The following is a 15111-nucleotide window of genomic DNA, read 5'->3' on the forward strand; positions in this document are numbered from 1 at the left end:
TGCACGGGAGCCCACCGATGTCCAGGAACAGTCGCCGGTCGCGTCGTTGCAGCGCTGGGTCGTCCCGTCGGAGTGACGAGGCGTTCGTGACGGGGATCCTGGTGAGCGAGGCGGACTTCGCGCGGGGGCAGGAGTGGCGGCTGACGGACGCCCGGGACTTCGAGGAGTACCTGGAGGAGACGGCGGAGCTGCTGGTCGAGGCGGTGGAGCGGTTCGGGACGGTGCGGGCGCGGATGTTCCACCCGGAGGACTTCGCGGACTACTGCCTGCTGCACGGCCTCGACCCGCGGGAGCAGGCGGCGCGGGACGGCTACCTGGTCAACCAGCCGCTGCAGACGCAGCTGGTGACCTACCGGGGCGAGGAGCTGGTGGACTTCCTGCCGCGGCTGGTGCGGGCCCGGGAGAACGGGCTGACGCTGCGGTACGCGGACCTGCTGGTGGACGGGGCGCTGTGCGGGCCGACGGGGGCACCGGACGGCCCGGACCGGGCGGCGGCCGACCCGCGGGTGCGGTGGACGTACCAGCAGGCGTCGGAGGTGTTCCGGCGGATGCTGGTCGGCGCGGGGTGCGGGGCGTACGAGTTCCGCGCGGTCGTGGACGCGCCGGGCGGGGCGCTGGAGGTGCGGGCGCGGGTGCTGCACTGGGAGGACGGCGCGGTGCGGATCAACGACGAGGACCTGGACCTGGTCTGCGCGGTGCTCTGCGCGGGGCTGTACTGCGAGCTGCCGGGCGCGGCGGTGCTGCACGGGACGCAGGGCTCGGGCGCGCTGTGCGGGGAGTACCGGCAGGTGGCGTGGGCCTGGCAGAGCACCGGCTTCGACTGGACGCCGGCCGCGCTGGCGGTCGACGGGGTGGCGGCGCGTCCGGGGTTCAGCCTCGGTACGGTGGTGTGAGCATGCGACGGCGGGGTGGGTGGCCGGAGAACCGGCCACCCACCCCGCCGTGACGTTTCTTCAGCTGATCGAGGGTCAGCTCCCGTCCTCCTCGCGGACGGCGCGGCGCGCGTCCGGGTTCAGCACGCCCCAGCTGATCAGCTGCTCGGTGAGGATCGAGGGGGACTGGTCGTAGATGACGGCGAGGGTGCGCAGGTCGTCCTGGCGGATCGAGAGCACCTTGCCGTTGTAGTCGCCGCGCTGGGACTGGATGGTCGCCGCGTAGCGCTGCAGCGGGCCGGCCTTCTCGGACGGGACCTGGGTGAGGCGCTCGAGGTCGAGGACCAGGCGCGGCGGCGGCTCGGCCGCACCGCCCGGGGTGCCGCCGGGGAGCAGCTCCTGCACCGGGACGCCGTAGAACTCGGCCAGCTCGGCGAGGCGCTGGACGGTGACCGCGCGGTCGCCGCGCTCGTAGGAGCCGACGACGACAGCCTTCCAGCGACCCTGGGACTTCTCCTCGACGCCGTGCAGGGAGAGCCCCTGCTGAGTGCGGATCGCCCGGAGCTTGGCTCCGAGCTGCTTCGCGTAGTCGCTGGACATGGATCTCCCCGGACGAGATTGCTTCGCGTGCGCTGAATGGGAGCCACGAGGGGTCGTTGGGGAACACCTTCGTAACTCACTGTGAGGTTACGTAGAGTGAGGGTGGCGCGTCAAGCCGAATGGGGCACTCGTGCGAACGGGCCGCGATCAGCGCACTGCTACCATGGGCGAGGCTCCGGCTGCGGCCGGCGACCATTCCCGACATCCTTTAAGGCCCGTCCAGTGAGGCGGGGAAGGAGGTCCGCTTCGGCATGACCACACCCATTTCATCCGGCCCGCGTGCTCCGCACCAGGTGCTGGACGCCACCGACGTCGCCCGGGTCGTCACCCGGATCGCCCACGAGATCGTGGAACGCGCCAAGGGCGCGGAGGACGTCGTCCTGCTCGGCATCCACACCCGCGGCGTGCACCTCGCCGCCCGGCTGCGCGACAAGCTCGCCCAGATCACCGGGCGGGAGATCCCGTTCGGGACGCTGGACATCACCATGTACCGGGACGACCTGCGGCTGAAGCCCGCCCGGGCGCTGGAGCACACCGAGATCCCCGCCGACGGCATCGACGGCAAACTGGTGATCCTGGTCGACGACGTGCTGTTCTCCGGCCGCACCATCCGCGCCGCGCTCGACGCGCTCAGCGACATCGGCCGCCCGCGCGCCGTGCAGCTGGCCGTGCTGGTCGACCGCGGGCACCGCGAACTCCCGATCCGCGCCGACTACGTGGGCAAGAACCTGCCCACCTCGCTGCGCGAGGCCGTGCAGGTCCAGCTCTCCGAGACCGACGGCCGGGACGCCGTCCTGCTCGGCGACCGCGACTACGCCGCCCGCTCCTCCCAGGCCCTTGCCGCCGACCCGCACCTCCCGGAGTAAACCCGCGTGAAGCGCCACCTCGTCTCCGCCGCCGATCTCAGCCGCGACGACGCGCTGCTGATCCTGGACACCGCCGAGGAGCTCGCGCAGCTCTCCGGACGGGCCGTCAAGAAGCTCCCCACGCTGCGCGGCCGCACCGTGGTCAACCTGTTCTTCGAGGACTCCACCCGCACCAAGACCTCCTTCGAGGTCGCCGAGAAGCGGCTGTCCGCCGACGTCATCAACTTCTCCGCCAAGGGCTCCTCGGTCTCCAAGGGCGAGAGCCTGAAGGACACCGCGCTGACCCTGCAGGCGATGGGCGCCGACGCGGTGGTCATCCGCCACCACGCCTCCGGCGCGCCGGCCCGGCTGGCCGGGTCCGACTGGCTGCACGGCAGTGTGATCAACGCCGGTGACGGCACCCACGAGCACCCCACCCAGGCGCTGCTGGACGCGTTCACCATGCGCCGCCACCTCAACCCCGGCCTCGGCCGCGACCTGGCCGGCCGCCGGGTGGCCATCGTCGGCGACGTGCTGCACAGCCGGGTCGCCCGGTCCAACGTGCACCTGCTGACCACCCTGGGCGCCGAGGTCACCTTCGTCGCCCCGCCCACCCTGCTGCCGATCGGCATCGACAGCTGGCCCTGCGAGGTCTCCTACGACCTCGACCGGGTGCTGCCGAAGACCGACGCGCTGATGATGCTGCGGGTGCAGCGCGAGCGGATGAACGCCGCGTTCTTCCCCACCGAGCGCGAGTACTCGCGGCGCTACGGGATGGACGGGCAGCGGATGGCCAGGCTGCCCGAGCACGCCATCGTGATGCACCCCGGCCCGATGGTCCGCGGCATGGAGATCACCGCCGAGGTCGCCGACTCGCCGCGCTGCACCGCGGTCGAGCAGGTCGCCAACGGCGTCTCCGTCCGCATGGCCGTGCTGTACCTGCTGCTCGGCGGAGCTGTCTATGCCGACGGGGCCGCCGACGTCGCCCCCCGTACCGAAACCCCGGAGGCCGCCCAGTGACCACCTACCTGATCCGCAACGCCCAGATCCTCGGCGGCGCCCCGCAGGACATCCACATCGTCGACGGCCTGATCGCCGCGATCGGCCCGAACCTCGGCGCCGAGGCCGACGTCGACATCGACGCGCACGGCCTGATCGCGCTGCCCGGCCTGGTCGACCTGCACACCCACCTGCGCGAGCCCGGCCGGGAGGACGCCGAGACCGTGCTGACGGGCACTCAGGCGGCCGCCATGGGCGGGTACACCGCGGTGCACGCGATGGCCAACACCTTCCCGGTCGCCGACTCGGCCGGCGTGGTCGAGCAGGTCTGGCGGCTCGGCCAGGAGCACGGCTACTGCGACGTGCAGCCGGTCGGCGCGGTCACCGTCGGGCTCGAGGGCAAGCAGCTCGCCGAGCTCGGCGCGATGCACGACTCGGCCGCCGGGGTACGGGTCTTCTCCGACGACGGCAAGTGCGTGGACGACGCGGTGATCATGCGCCGCGCGCTGGAGTACGTGAAGGCCTTCGACGGCGTCATCGCCCAGCACGCCCAGGAGCCGCGGCTGACCGCCGGCGCCCAGATGAACGAGGGCAAGGTCTCCGGCGAGCTGGGCCTGGGCGGCTGGCCGGCCGTCGCCGAGGAGTCGATCATCGCCCGCGACGTGCTGCTCGCCGCGCACGTCGGCTCCCGGGTGCACATCTGCCACCTGTCCACGGCCGGCTCGGTGGAGATCGTCCGCTGGGCCAAGGCCAAGGGCTGGGACGTCACCGCCGAGGTGACGCCGCACCACCTGCTGCTCACCGACGAACTGGTGCGCTCCTACGACCCGGTGTACAAGGTCAACCCGCCGCTGCGCACCGCCGAGGACGTCGAGGCGCTGCGCCGGGCGCTCGCCGACGGCACCATCGACGCGGTCGCCACCGACCACGCGCCGCACCCGGCCGAGGACAAGGACTGCGAGTGGGCGGTCGCCGCGATGGGCATGGTCGGGCTGGAGACCGCGCTGTCGGTCGTGCAGCAGACCATGGTGGACACCGGGCTGCTGAACTGGGAGGGCGTCGCGGACCGGATGTCGCACCGCCCGGCCCGGATCGGCCGTCTCAAGGGCCACGGACGGCCGATCTCGGTGGGTGAGCCGGCGAACCTGGTGCTCTTCGATCCCGCGTACCGTGGAGTCGTGACTCCCGACTCCTTCGCGACCCGTTCCCGCAACACCCCCTACCGGGGCATGGACCTGCCCGGACGGGTGCACGCCACCTTCCTGCGGGGCAAGGCCACCGTGCTCGCGGGCGAACTGGTCGCGTTCTGATGCCCGCTCAGCTCGTGACGCTCGCCCAGGAGCAGGGCAAGGTGACCAACTGGCCCGGCTACCTGGGCTGGACGGTCGGCCTGCTGATCGTGATCGCGCTGGCGTACTGGCTGATGCGGCAGGGCTGGAACTGGCGGCGAACCCTGCAGTCGGAGCTGCCGCCGCCGCCCGCGGCGCCCGCTCTGCTCGACAGCCCCGCGCTGCTGGCCGCGAGCGGCCGCTACCACGGCACCACCACCGCCGGGAACTGGCTGGACCGGGTGGTCGCGCACGGCCTGGGCACCCGCAGCCTGGCCGAACTCACCCTCACCGAGCGCGGCCTGCTGATCGACCGGCCGGGTGAAACCGGGCTGTGGATCCCCGCCGAGGAGCTGGCCGGCGCGAGGCTGGACTCCGGGATCGCCGGCAAGGTGGTGCCCGCCGGGCTGCTGGTGATCGGCTGGAAGCTCGCCGGCACCGGCCTGGAGAGCGGGTTCCGGCTGGACGCCGCCGCCGAGCACGACGCCTGGGTCGAGGCCGTCGGGGCTCTTGTGACACGTACGAAGACGATGAAGACGGAAGAGGCCGCGACATGACCGCACCTGCCCCCACCACGCAGCGCACCAGGCGGGAGCGCGTCCCCGCGGTGCTCGTCCTGGAGGACGGCCGGACCTTCCGCGGCGAGGCGTACGGCGCGGTCGGCGAGACCTTCGGCGAGGCGGTCTTCAACACCGGCATGTCCGGTTACCAGGAGACCCTGACCGACCCGTCCTACCACCGCCAGGTGGTCGTGATGACGGCGCCGCAGATCGGCAACACCGGCTGGAACGACGAGGACGACGAGTCCCAGCAGATCTGGGTGGCCGGCTACGTGGTCCGCGACCCCTCGCGGGTCGCCTCCAACTGGCGGGCCAAGCGCTCGCTGGACGAGGAGCTGGAGCGCCAGGGCGTGGTCGGCATCAGCGGGATCGACACCCGCGCGCTCACCCGCCACCTGCGCGAGCGCGGCGCGATGCGGGTCGGCATCTTCTCCGGCCCGGCGGTGGACGACCACGCGGCCCTGCTGGCCAAGGTGCAGCAGGCACCCGAGATGAAGGGCGCCGACCTGTGCGCCGAGGTCGCCACCAAGGAGGCCTACGTGGTCCCGGCGATCGGTGAGAAGAAGTTCACCGTCGCGGCCGTCGACCTCGGCATCAAGGGCATGACCCCGCACCGGATGGCCGAGCGCGGCATCGAGGTGCACGTGCTGCCCGCCAACTCCACCGTCGAGGACATCTACGCCGTCCAGCCCGACGGCGTGTTCTTCTCCAACGGCCCGGGCGACCCGGCCACCGCCGACCACCAGGTCGAGGTGCTGCGCGGCGTACTGGCGCGGAAGACGCCGTTCTTCGGCATCTGCTTCGGCAACCAGATCCTGGGCCGGGCCCTCGGCTTCGGCACCTACAAGCTCAAGTACGGCCACCGCGGCATCAACCAGCCGGTGCAGGACCGCACCACCGGCAAGGTCGAGGTGACCGCCCACAACCACGGCTTCGCCGTGAACGCACCGCTGGACCAGGTGAGCGACACCCCGTTCGGGCGCGTCGAGGTCTCCCACGTCTGCCTGAACGACGACGTGGTCGAGGGCCTGCAGGCGCTCGACGTCCCCGCCTTCAGCGTGCAGTACCACCCCGAAGCGGCTGCCGGCCCGCACGACGCCGCGTACCTCTTCGACCGCTTCGTTTCGCTCCTGGAGGGCCAGCGTGCCTAAGCGCACCGACATCAAGTCCGTCCTGGTCATCGGCTCCGGCCCGATCGTCATCGGCCAGGCGGCGGAGTTCGACTACTCCGGCACCCAGGCCTGCCGGGTGCTCAAGGCCGAGGGCCTGCGGGTCATCCTGGTCAACTCCAACCCGGCCACGATCATGACCGACCCGGAGATCGCCGACGCCACCTACGTCGAGCCGATCACCCCGGAGTTCGTCGAGAAGATCATCGCCAAGGAGCGCCCCGACGCGCTGCTGCCGACCCTGGGCGGCCAGACCGCGCTGAACACCGCGATCTCGCTGCACCAGGCCGGGACGCTGGAGAAGTACGACGTCGAGCTGATCGGCGCCGACGTCGAGGCGATCAACAAGGGCGAGGACCGCGAGCTGTTCAAGGGCGTGGTCGAGGCGGTCAACGCCAAGATCGGCCACGGCGAGTCCGCCCGCTCGGTGATCTGCCACTCGATGGAGGACGTGCTCGCGGGCGTCGAGACGCTCGGCGGCTACCCGGTCGTGGTCCGCCCGTCCTTCACCATGGGCGGCGCCGGCTCCGGCTTCGCGCACGACGAGGAGGACCTGCGCCGGATCGCCGGCCAGGGCCTGACCCTCTCGCCGACCACCGAGGTGCTCCTGGAGGAGTCCATCCTCGGCTGGAAGGAGTACGAGCTGGAGCTGATGCGCGACAAGCACGACAACGTCGTGGTGGTCTGCTCGATCGAGAACTTCGACCCGATGGGCGTGCACACCGGTGACTCGATCACCGTCGCCCCGGCGATGACGCTCACCGACCGCGAGTACCAGATCCTGCGCGACATCGGCATCGCGGTGATCCGCGAGGTCGGCGTCGACACCGGCGGCTGCAACATCCAGTTCGCGGTGAACCCCGAGGACGGCCGGGTCATCGTCATCGAGATGAACCCGCGCGTCTCGCGCTCCTCCGCGCTGGCCTCGAAGGCCACCGGCTTCCCGATCGCCAAGATCGCCGCGAAGCTGGCAGTCGGCTACACGCTGGACGAGATCCCCAACGACATCACCGAGCAGACCCCGGCGTCCTTCGAGCCGACCCTCGACTACGTCGTCGTCAAGGTGCCGCGGTTCGCGTTCGAGAAGTTCCCGAGCGCCGACGCCACGCTGACCACGACCATGAAGTCGGTCGGCGAGGCGATGGCGATGGGCCGCAACTTCCCGGAGGCGCTGAACAAGGCGCTGCGCTCGCTGGAGAAGAAGGGCTCCCAGTTCACCTGGGTGGGCGAGACCGGCGACAAGGCCGAGCTGCTGACGAAGGCCCAGGTCCCGACCGACGGCCGGATCAACACCGTGATGCAGGCGATCCGGGCCGGCGCCACCGCCGAGGAGGTGTTCGACGCCACGAAGATCGACCCGTGGTTCGTCGACCAGCTCTTCCTGATCAACGAGATCGCCGTCGAGCTCGCCGAGGGCGACAAGCTCGACCCGGAGCTGCTGCGGCACGCCAAGCGGCACGGCTTCTCCGACCAGCAGATCGGCGAGATCCGCGGCCTGAAGCCGGACGTGGTCCGCGAGGTCCGGCACGCGCTCGGCATCCGCCCGGTGTTCAAGACCGTCGACACCTGCGCCGCCGAGTTCGCCGCCAAGACCCCGTACTTCTACTCGTCCTACGACGAGGAGACCGAGGTCGCGTCGCGGACCAAGCCCGCCGTGATCATCCTCGGCTCGGGCCCGAACCGGATCGGCCAGGGCATCGAGTTCGACTACTCCTGCGTGCACGCGTCCTTCGCGCTGGCCGACGCCGGGTACGAGACCGTGATGGTCAACTGCAACCCGGAGACCGTCTCCACCGACTACGACACCTCCGACCGGCTGTACTTCGAGCCGCTCACCCTGGAGGACGTGCTGGAGATCGTCCACGCCGAGCAGCAGGCCGGACCGCTGGCCGGCGTGATCGTCCAGCTCGGCGGCCAGACCCCGCTGGGCCTGGCGCAGGCGCTCAAGGACAACGGCGTGCCGGTGGTCGGCACCTCGCCCGAGGCGATCCACCTCGCCGAGGAGCGCGGCGCGTTCGGCCGGGTGCTGCGCGACGCGGGCCTGCCCGCGCCCAAGCACGGCACCGCCTTCTCCTTCGAGGAGGCCAAGGCGATCGCCGACGAGATCGGCTACCCGGTCCTCGCCCGCCCGTCCTACGTGCTCGGCGGCCGCGGCATGGAGATCGTCTACGACGAGCCCTCCCTCGCCTCCTACCTCGAGCGGCACGCCGGCCTGATCTCCGAGCACCCGGTGCTGATCGACCGTTTCCTCGACGACGCGGTGGAGATCGACGTCGACGCGCTCTACGACGGCGAGGAGCTCTACCTCGGCGGCGTGATGGAGCACATCGAGGAGGCCGGCATCCACTCCGGCGACTCGGCCTGCGCGCTGCCGCCGATCACCCTCGGCGGGTTCGACATCAAGCGGCTGCGCCAGGCCACCGAGGGCATCGCCCAGGGCGTCGGCGTGCGCGGCCTGATCAACATCCAGTTCGCGCTGTCCGGCGACATCCTGTACGTGCTCGAGGCCAACCCGCGCGCCTCCCGCACCGTGCCGTTCACCTCCAAGGCCACCGCGGTGCCGCTGGCCAAGGCCGCCGCCCGGATCTCGCTCGGCGCGACCATCGCCGAGCTGCGCGCCGAGGGCCTGCTGCCCCGGGAGGGCGACGGCGGCACGCTGCCGGCCGACGCGCCGATCTCGGTCAAGGAGGCCGTGATGCCGTGGTCGCGCTTCCGCGACGTGCACGGCCGCGGCGTCGACACCGTGCTCGGCCCGGAGATGCGCTCCACCGGCGAGGTCATGGGCATCGACCGGGTCTTCGGCACCGCGTACGCGAAGTCGCAGTCCGGCGCGTACGGCGCGCTGCCCACCAAGGGCAAGGTGTTCGTCTCGGTCGCCAACCGCGACAAGCGCAACCTGGTCTTCCCGGCCCGCGCGCTGGTCGAGCTCGGCTTCGAGCTGCTCGCCACCGCCGGCACCGCCGAGGTGCTGCAGCGGGCCGGCATCCCCGCCACCGTGGTGCGCAAGCACAGCGACGGGGTGGGCCCGAACGGCGAGAAGACCATCGTCCAGCTGATCCACGAGGGCGGCGTCGACCTCATCATCAACACGCCGTACGGCACCGGCGGCCGGATGGACGGCTACGAGATCCGCACCGCCGCGGTCTCCCGCGGCGTCCCCTGCCTGACGACCGTTCAGGCGATGGGCGCGGCGGTGCAGGGCATCGACGCGCTGCTGCGCGGCGAGGTCGGCGTGATGTCGCTGCAGGAGCACGCGGCGCTGATCAACGCCGGCCGCTAGGCCGTCAGCCGTGGGGGGCACACCGGTCTCGGGTGCCCCCCACTCCCATGTCCTCGTCGAAAAGGAGCCCCCCGCCGGTGTACAAGCTGCTGTTCAACCTGCTGTTCAAGAAGATGGACCCGGAGAAGGCCCACCACCTGGCGTTCTTCTGGATCCGGCTGGCGCAGTCGGTCCCCGGGGTGCGCTCGCTGGTGCGGGCGGTGCTCGCGCCGCGCGACCCGAAGCTGCGCACCGCCGCGCTGGGCCTGGACCTGCCGGGACCGTTCGGGCTCGGCGCGGGCTTCGACAAGGACGGCATCGGCATCGACGGCCTGTCGATGCTGGGCTTCGACTTCGTGGAGATCGGCACCGTCACCGGTGAGCCGCAGCCCGGCAACCCCACGCCTCGGCTGTTCCGGCTGGTCGAGGACCGGGCGCTGATCAACCGGATGGGCTTCAACAACCAGGGCTCGGCCCGGGTCGCCGCCCGGCTCGCCGCGCGCCCGCACACCAGCAGCACCCCGGTGATCGGCGTCAACATCGGCAAGACCAAGGTCGTCCCGGAGGACGAGGCCACCGCCGACTACCTGAAGTCCGCCAAGGCCCTCGCCCCGTACGCCGACTACCTGGTCGTCAACGTCTCCTCGCCGAACACCCCCGGCCTGCGCAACCTGCAGGCCGTGCAGGTGCTCGGGCCGCTGCTGTGGGACGTCCGCAAGGCCGCCGACGAGGTGACCAACCACCACGTGCCGCTGCTGGTGAAGATCGCCCCCGACCTCGCCGACGAGGACATCGACGAGATCGCCGACATGGCGCTGCACCTCGGCCTGGACGGCATCATCGCCACCAACACCACCATCGGCCGCGAGGGCCTGCTGACCCCGGCCGCGCGGATCGAGGAGATCGGCATGGGCGGCCTGTCCGGCGCCCCGCTGAAGGCGCGCTCGTTGGAGGTGCTGGAGCGGCTGCGCAAGCGCACCGACGGACGCCTGACCATCGTGTCGGTCGGCGGCATCGAGACCGCCGAGGACGCCTGGCAGCGGATCCTGGCCGGCGCGGACCTGGTCCAGGGCTACTCGGCCTTCATCTACCAGGGTCCGTTCTGGATGCGAAAGGTTCACAAGGGCCTCTCCGCGCGACTGCGTACCGCGGGGTACGCATCGATCGGCGAGGCGGTGGGCAAGGGAAACCGCTGAGCGGAGCCGGCGCCCGGGTGGACGTGGCGGACGGCGCCACGGCGAGCGGAAGGAGCGGGGAGATGGCCAATCCGGTGGTCGCCCGGGCCGAGGTGGTCGGCTCTCGGGCCGAGGGCCCGTACCGGCGGGTGACGGTGCGCTGCGCGACGGCGGCGGCCCGGTTCAGACCCGGGCACTTCGCCGCCCTCGCCGCGCCGCCCGGCGCCGAGGACGTGCTGCGCCGCGGCGCGGCGATCCTGCGCGCCGACGGCGACACCCTCGACCTGCTGCTGCCGGACGAGCCCGCCGCACCGGTCCTCGACCTGATCGCCCCGCTCGGCACCCCCTTCCCGCTGCCCGACGCCCCGGCCTGCGCCCTGCTGGTCGGCGAGGGCGCCGACGCCGGGCCGCTGCTCGCCCTCGCCGAACGGCTGCTGGACGCCGGCGGCCAGGTCGCCTTCGTCCTCGCCGCGCCCAGCGCCGGACGGCTGTACGGCGCGGAGCGGGCCCGCGAGCTCACCCCCGACGTCCTGGTGCTCACCGAGGACGGCAGCGCCGGGCTGCCGCTGGCCGCCGACACCGCCGCCGCGCTGCTCGACCAGGCGCTCGCCGCGATCGGCGCCGACCTGGTCTACGCCGCCGCCGGCCCCGAGCTGCTGGCCGCGGTCAGCGCGGTCGCCACCGGCCGCGGGGTGCGCTGCTGGACGGCACTGGCCGCCGACACCCCGTGCGGCACCGGGCTGTGCCTGGGCTGCGTGCTGCCGGTCCGGGACGCCGACGGGGTGAGCCGGCTGGTGCGGGCCTGCACCGAGGGGCCGGTCTTCGACGGCGCCCGGGTGCGCTGGGCCGACCTCGGCCGGGTCCCGGCCGACCTGGAAGGAGCCCGGCCGTGACCGACCGGCAGGACGCCACGCTGGTGATGGACCGTCAGGGAGTCGACCTGAGCGCCCCGTTCGGGTCCACCGTGCTGCCCAACCCGCTGAGCACCGCGGCCGGCTGCGCGGGCTTCGGCCGGGAACTCGCCCGGTTCACCCCGCTCGACGAACTCGGCACCCTCACCACCCGCACCGTGCTGCTGCGGCCAAGCGCCGGGCTGGCCGCGCCGCGGATCGTCGCCACCCCCGCCGGGCTGCTCAACGCGATCGGCCACCAGGGCCCCGGCATCGAGCGCTTCCTCGCCCGCGACCTGCCGTGGCTGGCCGAGCGCGGGGTGCGCACCGTGGTCTCCCTCGCGGGGGAGCGGCTGGAGGAGTTCGCGGAACTCGCCGCCCGGCTCGGCGGCCAGCCCGGCGTCACCGGCCTGGAACTCAACATCTCCGCCCCCAACAGCGCCGACCGCGGCCTGATGTTCGCCGCCAACCCGGCGATCAGCTACGACGTGGTGCGGGCGGTGAAGGAGGTCACCGACCCGGCGCTGCCGGTCTACGCCAAGCTCTCCCCGGACGCCGCCGCGATCACCGAGGTGGCCGCCGCCTGCGTCGCGGCCGGCGCGGACGGCCTGTCGATGGTGAACACCGCGCAGGGCATGGCGATCGACCTGGACGCGGCCCGGCCCGCCCTGGCGGCCGGCTTCGGCGGACTGTCCGGCCCGGCACTGCGGCCGATCGCGGTGCGCTGCGTCTACCAGGTGCACGCCGCGATGCGGGCCGGCCGGATGCCCGCGGTGCCGATCCTCGCCATGGGCGGGGTGCGCACCGGACGCGACGCGCTGGAGTTCACGCTGGCCGGGGCGTCCGGCGTGGCGGTCGGCTCGGCGCTGCTGCACGACCCCACCGCCCCGCTGCGGATCCTCGACGAACTGCGCGCCGAACTGGCCGCCCGCAAGCTTGCGAAGTACACCGACGCGGTGGGCTTGGCCCACCGCACGACGACGAAAGACAGCGATGACTGACACCGCGACCACCCCGTTCGGCGCCCGCCTGCGCACCGCCCTCGACACCCGCGGCCAGCTCTGCGTCGGCATCGACCCGCACGGCTCGCTGCTCACCGCCTGGGGGCTGAACGACGACCTGGCGGGCCTGGAGTCCTTCTCCCGCACCGTGGTGGAGGCGCTCGCCGACCGGGTCGCGGTGCTCAAGCCGCAGTCGGCGTTCTTCGAGCGCTTCGGCTCCCGCGGCATCGCGGTGCTGGAGCGCACCGTCGCCGACGCCCGCGCCGCGGGCGCGCTGGTGCTGATGGACGCCAAGCGCGGCGACATCGGCTCCACCATGGCCGCCTACGCGGAGACCTTCCTGGCCCCGGACAGCCCGCTGTTCTCCGACGCGCTCACGGTCAGCCCGTACCTGGGCTTCGGTTCGCTGCAGCCCGCCGTCGACCTGGCCAACGCCTCCGGCTGCGGCCTGTTCGCGCTGGCGCTGACCTCCAACCCGGAGGGCCACGAGGTGCAGCGCGCGGTCGGCGCGGACGGCGAGAGCGTGGCGCAGGCGGTGCTGCGCCGGCTCGCGGCGGAGAACGCGGGCGTGCAGCCGCTGGGCTCCTTCGGCGCGGTGGTCGGCGCGACCCTCGCCGAGGCGGGCGTCGACCTGGCGATCAACGGCCCGCTGCTGGCCCCCGGCGTGGGCGCGCAGGGCGCCACCGCGAAGGACCTGCCGCGGGTCTTCGGCGACCAGGTGCGCAACGTGGTGCCCTCGGTCAGCCGTGACGTGCTGCGCCACGGGCCGTCGGTGGCGGCCCTCCGGGAGGCCGCCAAGGTGTTCGTCGACGATGTGAGGGCCGTCACAAACGCCTGACCAACTGGCCGCTCCAGCGGTTGTTTTGCCCGGAAAAGTCCTGGGTCGGCCCCGGCTGACCAGGACTTTTCGTGTTCTTTTCCTGACGCGGCGGCCCAAGTTGGGTAGTGTCCGGCGGTAGGACGCCAGTTGGCCGCGATTTCGGTCGCTGCCGCAGGTCAGAGCCTGGCTGCAGGTGATCGCCTGTCGGCGTCCGGGCACCACCAGTCATTGCTCATCCCTTCCATCCACACCTGAGGTGAACGGCGTGGCTCTTCCGCCCCTTACTCCCGAACAGCGCACCGCCGCGCTCGCCAAGGCCGCCGAGGCTCGTCGGAAGCGTGCCGACGTCAAGAACCGGCTGAAGCACTCGGGTGCCTCGCTGCACGACGTCATCAAGGCCGGCAAGTCCGATGACGAGGTCATCGGCAAGATGAAGGTCTCCGCCCTGCTGGAGTCCCTGCCCGGCGTCGGCAAGGTGCGCGCCAAGCAGATCATGGAGCGCCTTGGCATCTCCGAGAGCCGCCGGGTGCGCGGCCTCGGTACGAACCAGATCGCTTCCCTGGAGCGCGAGTTCGGCGGCGCCGCCTCCTGAACGGAGGCCGGTGTCGGCGGAACGTCCGCGATCCGGGATAATCGGTACATGAGTGAGCGTCCGCGGCTGACCGTGCTCTCCGGCCCCTCCGGGGTCGGCAAGAGCACGGTCGTCGCTCATATGAGGAAGCAGTTCCCCGAGGTCTGGCTGTCGGTGTCGGCGACGACCCGGCACCCGCGCCCCGGCGAGCGGGACGGCGTGCAGTACCACTTCGTCGACCACGACCAGTTCGACAAGCTGGTCGCCAACGGCGAGCTGCTGGAGTGGGCGGTGTTCGCCGGCAACCGGTACGGGACGCCGCGGCAGGCCGTGCTCGACAAGCTCGACAAGGGCGAGCCGGTGCTGCTGGAGATCGACCTGCAGGGCGCCCGGCAGGTGAAGGAGTCCATGCCGGAGGCGCAGCTGGTCTTCCTGGCGCCGCCGAGCTGGGACGAGCTGGTCCGCCGGCTGACCGGCCGCGGCACCGAGCCGCAGGAGGTCATCGACGAGCGGCTGGCCGTCGCGAAGGTCGAGCTGGCCGCCGAGGCGGAGTTCGACACGACGCTTGTCAACACCTCCGTCGAGCAGGTAGCGGCCGAACTGCTAGCCTTGCTCGGTGTAGCCTGACCGGATCGGCTGCATCCAGCCGGTTCTTTCAGAAAATTACTTCGGAAGGTTTTCGCGTGTCCTCTTCGATGACCGCGCCTGAGGGCATCATCAACCCGCCGATCGACGAGCTGCTCGAGGCCACCGACTCCAAGTACAGCCTGGTGATCTACGCGGCCAAGCGTGCCCGCCAGATCAACGCGTACTACTCCCAGCTGGGCGAGGGCCTGCTGGAGTACGTCGGCCCGCTGGTCGACACCCACGTGCACGAGAAGCCGCTGTCGATCGCGCTGCGCGAGATCAACGCCGGCCTGCTCACCGCCGAGGCCATCGAGGGCGCCTGAGCCCCAGCGCTCTGCACCCGAGCCCCAGCGCTCTGCACCGAGGGCCCGCCGGACGCGAACCGCGTCCGGCGG

Annotated in this window: 15 protein-coding genes; 14 read left to right on the forward strand and 1 reads right to left on the reverse strand. The window is 72.0% G+C overall.

Features of this window, described 5'->3' with window-relative positions; genetic code table 11:
• The first annotated feature begins 86 nt into the window (after positions 1–86).
• Complete coding sequence (locus AB0K51_RS30410) at positions 87–893, forward strand: hypothetical protein (protein ID WP_363460710.1); 807 nt, start codon at positions 87–89, stop codon at positions 891–893.
• 75 nt (positions 894–968) lie between these two features.
• On the opposite strand, the gene AB0K51_RS30415 is transcribed toward AB0K51_RS30410, so the two are convergent.
• Positions 969–1472, reverse strand: a complete 504-nt coding sequence (locus AB0K51_RS30415; RefSeq protein WP_176186040.1) for a transcriptional regulator — start codon at positions 1470–1472, stop codon at positions 969–971.
• Between the two features lie 251 nt (positions 1473–1723).
• Between AB0K51_RS30415 and pyrR the strand changes: the two genes are divergently transcribed.
• The 13 genes from pyrR (at position 1724) to rpoZ (ending at position 15039) form a co-directional block, all read left to right on the forward strand.
• On the forward strand, positions 1724–2338 hold the full coding sequence (gene pyrR, locus AB0K51_RS30420) for a bifunctional pyr operon transcriptional regulator/uracil phosphoribosyltransferase PyrR (RefSeq protein ID WP_363460712.1): 615 nt from the start codon (positions 1724–1726) through the stop codon (positions 2336–2338).
• A gap of 6 nt (positions 2339–2344) precedes the next feature.
• Positions 2345–3337, forward strand: a complete 993-nt coding sequence (locus AB0K51_RS30425; RefSeq protein ID WP_363460714.1) for an aspartate carbamoyltransferase catalytic subunit — start codon at positions 2345–2347, stop codon at positions 3335–3337.
• Entirely contained in the window at positions 3334–4626 is a 1293-nt protein-coding gene (locus tag AB0K51_RS30430) for a dihydroorotase (RefSeq protein ID WP_363460716.1), read from the forward strand. Before AB0K51_RS30425 ends, AB0K51_RS30430 begins: the two co-directional genes overlap by 4 nt.
• The gene (locus tag AB0K51_RS30435) at positions 4626–5201 is read left to right on the forward strand and encodes a hypothetical protein (protein ID WP_363460718.1); all 576 of its coding nucleotides are present in this window, start codon (positions 4626–4628) and stop codon (positions 5199–5201) included. The genes AB0K51_RS30430 and AB0K51_RS30435 overlap by 1 nt, the downstream gene beginning before the upstream one ends.
• On the forward strand, positions 5198–6355 hold the full coding sequence (carA, locus tag AB0K51_RS30440) for a glutamine-hydrolyzing carbamoyl-phosphate synthase small subunit (protein WP_363460720.1): 1158 nt from the start codon (positions 5198–5200) through the stop codon (positions 6353–6355). The genes AB0K51_RS30435 and carA overlap by 4 nt, the downstream gene beginning before the upstream one ends.
• Positions 6348–9653, forward strand: a complete 3306-nt coding sequence (carB, locus tag AB0K51_RS30445) for a carbamoyl-phosphate synthase large subunit (protein ID WP_363460722.1) — start codon at positions 6348–6350, stop codon at positions 9651–9653. The genes carA and carB overlap by 8 nt, the downstream gene beginning before the upstream one ends.
• A gap of 77 nt (positions 9654–9730) precedes the next feature.
• Positions 9731–10828, forward strand: coding sequence for a quinone-dependent dihydroorotate dehydrogenase (locus AB0K51_RS30450; RefSeq protein WP_363460724.1), 1098 nt, complete (start codon positions 9731–9733; stop codon positions 10826–10828).
• A gap of 62 nt (positions 10829–10890) precedes the next feature.
• Positions 10891–11700 carry a dihydroorotate dehydrogenase electron transfer subunit gene (locus AB0K51_RS30455; RefSeq protein WP_363460726.1) on the forward strand — a complete coding sequence of 270 codons (810 nt, stop codon included), beginning with the start codon at positions 10891–10893 and terminating at the stop codon, positions 11698–11700.
• Entirely contained in the window at positions 11697–12698 is a 1002-nt protein-coding gene (locus tag AB0K51_RS30460) for a dihydroorotate dehydrogenase (RefSeq protein ID WP_363460728.1), read from the forward strand. The genes AB0K51_RS30455 and AB0K51_RS30460 overlap by 4 nt, the downstream gene beginning before the upstream one ends.
• On the forward strand, positions 12691–13536 hold the full coding sequence (pyrF, locus tag AB0K51_RS30465) for an orotidine-5'-phosphate decarboxylase (RefSeq protein WP_363460729.1): 846 nt from the start codon (positions 12691–12693) through the stop codon (positions 13534–13536). The genes AB0K51_RS30460 and pyrF overlap by 8 nt, the downstream gene beginning before the upstream one ends.
• 247 nt (positions 13537–13783) lie before the next feature.
• Positions 13784–14110 carry an integration host factor, actinobacterial type gene (gene mihF / locus AB0K51_RS30470; protein WP_030459182.1) on the forward strand — a complete coding sequence of 109 codons (327 nt, stop codon included), beginning with the start codon at positions 13784–13786 and terminating at the stop codon, positions 14108–14110.
• A 48-nt stretch (positions 14111–14158) separates the two neighbouring features.
• Positions 14159–14716 (forward strand): guanylate kinase, encoded by a 558-nt coding sequence (gene gmk / locus AB0K51_RS30475; RefSeq protein WP_363460732.1) that lies wholly within the window; start codon positions 14159–14161, stop codon positions 14714–14716.
• A gap of 56 nt (positions 14717–14772) precedes the next feature.
• A complete protein-coding gene (gene rpoZ, locus AB0K51_RS30480; RefSeq protein ID WP_100835243.1) occupies positions 14773–15039 on the forward strand; it encodes a DNA-directed RNA polymerase subunit omega in 267 nt (88 codons plus the stop codon).
• Positions 15040–15111: the final 72 nt, after the last annotated feature.

This window comes from Kitasatospora sp. NPDC049285 (assembly GCF_040678815.1).
In the GTDB taxonomy this organism is placed as follows: Bacteria; Actinomycetota; Actinomycetes; order Streptomycetales; family Streptomycetaceae; genus Kitasatospora.